Below are 4,604 nucleotides of genomic sequence, written 5' to 3'. Positions count from 1 at the left end.
GCGATCCGTCGTGCCTGGGGTCCGCAGTTTCAATTGAAACTGCGCCCCTCCGGGCGTGTCGGGACCCGGCGTGTCGGGCACCTGATACGTCGACACCTGTGGACAGGTCCCGGGTCCTGTGGAGAACTTCCGCAAATTCAATGGAAATTGGACGTCCGATTTCCATTGAATTTGCGCCGGCCCGGGCGGAGGGAGGGGTCATGACGGGGCGTGGATCGGCGGGATGTGCTTGGTGCCGATGCGCTTTCGGAACACCCAGTACGTCCAGCCCTGGTAGATCAGCACCGCCGGGGTGCCGAAGGCCGCGACCCAGGTGATCACCGTCAGCGTGTACGGGCTGGAAGCGGTCTCGGCGATCGGCAGCGACCACGCCGCGTCCAAAGTGGACGGGATGACGTTCGGCCACAGGGCGCCGAAGAGCGTGACCACCACCGCGGCCAGCGCGATGCCCTGCAGCGCGAAGGCCTGCCCGTCGCGCCACCGGTACAGCCGCGCGAGCCCGGCCAGCGCCGACACCAGCGCGATCACCAGCGGCACCCAGGTCCAGGTCGACCCCTCGGACAGCTGCGCGATGAACAGCAGCGCGATCACCGGCAGCAGCAGCGGAACGCCCATCCGCAGCGCGAACCGCCGCGCCCGCTCGCGGATCTCGCCCTCGGTCTTCAGCGCCAGGAACACCGCGCCGTGCAGCAGCGAGAACCCGCACACCGCCAGGGCGCCGACGATGCTCGGCACGCTGAAGATCGTCCACCAGGCACCGACCCGGTCGCCGTGATGGTCCAGCGGCAGCCCGAACACGTTGGCCGACAGCACCAGACCCACCACCAGCGGCGAGATCCAGGAGGCGGCCACGATCACCCGGTCCCAGTTGCGCCGCCACCGGTCGGTGTCGACCTTGCCGCGGTACTCGAACGCCACCCCGCGCCCGATCAGCGCCACCAGCAGCAACAGCAGCGGCAGGTAGGCAGTGCTGAACAGCGAGGCGTACCAGCCGGGGAAGGCCGCGAACATGGCGCCGCCGGCGACGATCAGCCACACCTCGTTGCCGTCCCACACCGGGCCGATCGTGTTGATCAGCACCCGTCGCTCGACGTCCTTGCGGCCGAGGATCGGCAGCAGCATGCCGACGCCGAAGTCGAAGCCCTCCAGGAACAGGTAGCCCAGCCACAGCAGGGCGATCACGCAGAACCAGAAGGTCGGCAGATCCATCGCAGGTCCTCTTCACACTCGTTCAGTACGCGAAGGACAGGGCTTCGTCGTCGGATTCCTCGCCCTCGGCGGGCTTCGGCGGCATCACCGCGTCGAACCCGCCGCGCACGTAGCGCGCGATCAGGAAGATCTCCACGATCGCCAGGCCCCCGTACAGCGCGGTCAGCGCGATCACCGAGGTCAGGAGCTCGCCCGGTGTCACCCCGGCGGACACCGCCTGCGCGGTGAACATCCAGACCCCGTCGATCCCGGACGGGTCGGGGTTGGGCGCCACCACGAACGGCTGGCGGCCCATCTCGGTGAACACCCAGCCGGCGATGTTGCCCGCGAAGGGCAGTCCGATGGCCAGCACCGCCAGCGGCGCCCACCAGCGACCCTTGGGGAACCGCTGCTTGCGGGTCAGCCACAGCACCGCCACCGCGCCGAGCGCGGCCAGCCCGCCGAAGCCGATCATGAACCGGAAGCCCCAGTAGGTGACCGGCAGGTTCGGGGTGTAGTCGATGGGCTGCCCGGCGAGCGAGCCCAGCCGCGGGTCGTCCGGGTAGTGCGTGCCGTACTTGGCCTGGTACTCCGGGATCAGGTCCTGGACGCCCCTGACCTCGCTGGTGAAGTCCCCGTTGGCCAGGTACGACAGGATGTAGGGCACGGTGATGCTCTTGACGTTCTCGCAGTCCGGGCGGGCCACGTCGCCGACCGCGAAGATCGAGAAGCTGGCCGGCGCCTCGGTGTGGCACAGCGCTTCGGCGGAGGCCATCTTCATCGGCTGCTGCTGGAACATCAGCTTGCCCTGCACGTCACCCGAGATCGCCAGCCCGGCGAAGGCGACCACCGCGACCCACGCGCCCAGCCGCATCGAACCGTGCCAGGTCTTGCGGTCCTCGTCGTCGACGTCGGACTTGCGGTGGTGGCGGGCGATCTGCCAGGCCGCGATGCCGATCAGGAACGAGCCGGCGACCGCGAAGCAACCGAAGATGGTGTGCGGGAAGGCGGCGAGCACGGTGTTGTTGCCCAGCACCGCCCAGATCGAGGTCAGCCGCGGCCGGCCGTCCACCAGCTCCACGCCGACCGGGTGCTGCATCCAGGAGTTGGCGGCCAGGATGAAGTACGCGGACAGCACGGTGGCCAGCGAGAACGCCCACGCGCAGGCCAGGTGCACACCCTTGGACAGCTTGTCCCAGCCGAAGATCCACAGGCCGAGGAAGGTCGACTCGACGAAGAACGCGAGCAGTCCCTCCATCGCCAGCGGCGCGCCGAAGACGTCCCCGACGAAGCGGGAGTACGCGCTCCAGGCCATGCCGAACTGGAATTCCTGGACGATACCGGTGACCACGCCCATGGCGAAGTTGATCAGCATCAACTTGCCCCAGAACTTGGTCATCTTGAGGTAGCGCTGCTTGCCCGTGCGGTACCAGGCGGTCTGCATCCCGGCGACCAGCACCGCGAGCCCGATGGTCAGCGGAACCATCAGGAAGTGGTAGACGGTCGTGATCCCGAACTGCCATCGGGCGATGTCGAGCAGATCCACGACACCACTCTGTCCACTTCAGGGGGAACTCCGCAGAGGCAAGGGCCCTCATTCCCCCGGACGAGGGTCCTGCCGCGGACAGGACCTTGGTCCCGTCGACGCTGCGCATCACCGGTCGCCGATCGGGTTACTTCCTACCAGCCGAATCGGGGGACGCGGAAGACGTTCCGGCAAAATTCGGACTCCACTCCGCACTGCCCCGCGGGCTGAGAACCGCTCCACGTCCTGCTGCGGCCGACCGCGCAGAGATGTCCGGAAGGCACGATTTCCGGCCTGCGAAGCCGCTTTCGCGGGGCCGGACGGGGATGACAGGGTGATCGGCGTGAACGCACCCCGACCGCTCACCCTGCCCGAGGAATTCGTCCTGCTCGCCCACCAGCCCTCCGGCACCGTGCAGAGCGTCCTCCGCGCCGACGCGGGCTGCGCAGCGGCCGAGCTCGGCGACCTCGCGCTGCGCGGCAAGCTGCGGATCCGGACCAACAAGTTCGAGTTCCTCGGCATCCGGGTGTACCGGGGAACCAACGCGGTCGAACTGCTCGACGTCAGCCCCACCGGCCTCGGATGGGCCGACGCGTTGCTGGACGAGCTGGCCCGGCTCAGCGCCACCAGGCCCGTCCCCGTGCGGGAATGGCGGCAAGCGCGCGGCGTGGAAGCCTTCGACCGGCACCGGGCCGCCCTGGTCGAGCGCGGCCTGCCGCACCACGAGCCCTCCGACATCCCCGCGCAGGACCGCTACCTCCCGCACAACCCGACGCGCGACGCGCTCATCGCCGAGATCGAAACCGCCATCGGCAGCCACGCTCCGATCGGCGCGCACATGCTCTTCCGCTTCGACCTCGCCAACGCCATCGCGCAGCTGCGGATCACCAAGCGGGGCCGCTGGGTGATGAACCGCGACCGCGGGATCGGCCCGGTGGCCGACATCCCCGAAGACCTGCGCGAGACCAGCAGGGTGCTCACGATGGTGCTGCCCGAGAGGTCCGCCTAGCCACGGCTGATCCCGGGCCACCCCCTGGCGGAAGTGGCCCGGTCGCCGATCACGCCATCTGCATCGTCTGCGGTGTCATCTGGCGGCACATCGCGGCGCACTGCGTCATCATGTCCGCCAGGTCGGCCATCTCCCGGGTTTCCATCCGGCGGCACATCTCGGCGGTCGTGTCGCACATGTCGGCGCACATCCCGCACATCCGCACGCACATCTGCACCATGTCCGAGCTGGCCTTCGCCATGCTCGAACAGCGCATCATCATGTCCGCGCACATTCGGCACATGTCCGCGCAGGAGATCAGCGCCATGCTCATCTGCATGGCTTCCTCGCTGCGCTTCTCCATGCAGTGCGACAGCATCTGCTCGCACATGTCGTGGCACTTGTGGCACATGTCGATGCACTGCTGCATCTCGGTGGTCATCTGCCGTGTCATCGGTGGACCTCCAAGCTCAGGACGTACCGGCCGCCGGCCATGGCGCCCGGGACGCCTGGAGTACCCCCGCCGGACCTAGATCGCACACCCGGTCAGGGGCGGAAGTCCGGTCCACGACCCGCAGTTTCAATTGAAACTGTGATCCGCCGTGCCTGGGATCCGCAGTTTCAATTGAAACTGCATCCCCCGGCGTGTCGGGACCCGGCGTGTCGGGTGCCCGGGAAGCGTCAGCGGAGGGCTTCGGCGACCGATTCGGCGGTCTCGACGACCAGCGGGCCGATCTCGTCGGGTTCCAGCGGTTGCAGCGACACCAGGCCGACGCTCGCACGCAGACCGGGCACGCCGCGGACCGGCGCCGCCACGGTGAACGCGCCGGGCTGGAAGTCGCCGCTGCTGGTGAGCCAGCTCGGGCCGCCGGGCGGCAGGTCCACCGCTCGCCCCGCCGCTCC

The 4,604-nt window shown here is 68.7% G+C and carries 4 protein-coding genes and 1 pseudogene; 1 reads left to right on the top strand and 4 read right to left on the bottom strand.

Features of this window, described 5'->3' with window-relative positions; all coding sequences use genetic code 11:
• Nucleotides 1-198: 198 nt before the first annotated feature.
• Nucleotides 199-1,209 (bottom strand): cytochrome d ubiquinol oxidase subunit II, encoded by a 1,011-nt coding sequence (gene cydB, locus ABTZ89_RS36040; protein ID WP_351053428.1) that lies wholly within the window; start codon nucleotides 1,207-1,209, stop codon nucleotides 199-201.
• A 22-nt stretch (nucleotides 1,210-1,231) separates the two neighbouring features.
• Nucleotides 1,232-2,734, bottom strand: a complete 1,503-nt coding sequence (locus tag ABTZ89_RS36035) for a cytochrome ubiquinol oxidase subunit I (RefSeq protein ID WP_351053426.1) — start codon at nucleotides 2,732-2,734, stop codon at nucleotides 1,232-1,234.
• Between the two features lie 322 nt (nucleotides 2,735-3,056).
• On the opposite strand from ABTZ89_RS36035, the gene ABTZ89_RS36030 reads away from it, so the two are divergent.
• Nucleotides 3,057-3,722 (top strand): GPP34 family phosphoprotein, encoded by a 666-nt coding sequence (locus ABTZ89_RS36030; protein ID WP_351053424.1) that lies wholly within the window; start codon nucleotides 3,057-3,059, stop codon nucleotides 3,720-3,722.
• A 49-nt stretch (nucleotides 3,723-3,771) separates the two neighbouring features.
• Here ABTZ89_RS36030 and ABTZ89_RS36025 read toward each other — a convergent pair whose 3' ends face one another.
• Together ABTZ89_RS36025 and ABTZ89_RS36020 are read right to left on the bottom strand one after the other, a co-directional pair.
• A complete protein-coding gene (locus ABTZ89_RS36025; protein WP_351053422.1) occupies nucleotides 3,772-4,155 on the bottom strand; it encodes a four-helix bundle copper-binding protein in 384 nt (127 codons plus the stop codon).
• A gap of 227 nt (nucleotides 4,156-4,382) precedes the next feature.
• Nucleotides 4,383-4,604 (bottom strand): annotated as a pseudogene (locus ABTZ89_RS36020) (IclR family transcriptional regulator); the annotation flags it as partial.

Source organism: Saccharopolyspora sp. NPDC002686 (assembly GCF_040295745.1).
GTDB lineage: Bacteria > Actinomycetota > Actinomycetes > Mycobacteriales > Pseudonocardiaceae > Saccharopolyspora > Saccharopolyspora oryzae.
Note: the sequence above shows the minus strand (reverse complement) of the source record. Positions and strands in the feature narration are given on the sequence as shown.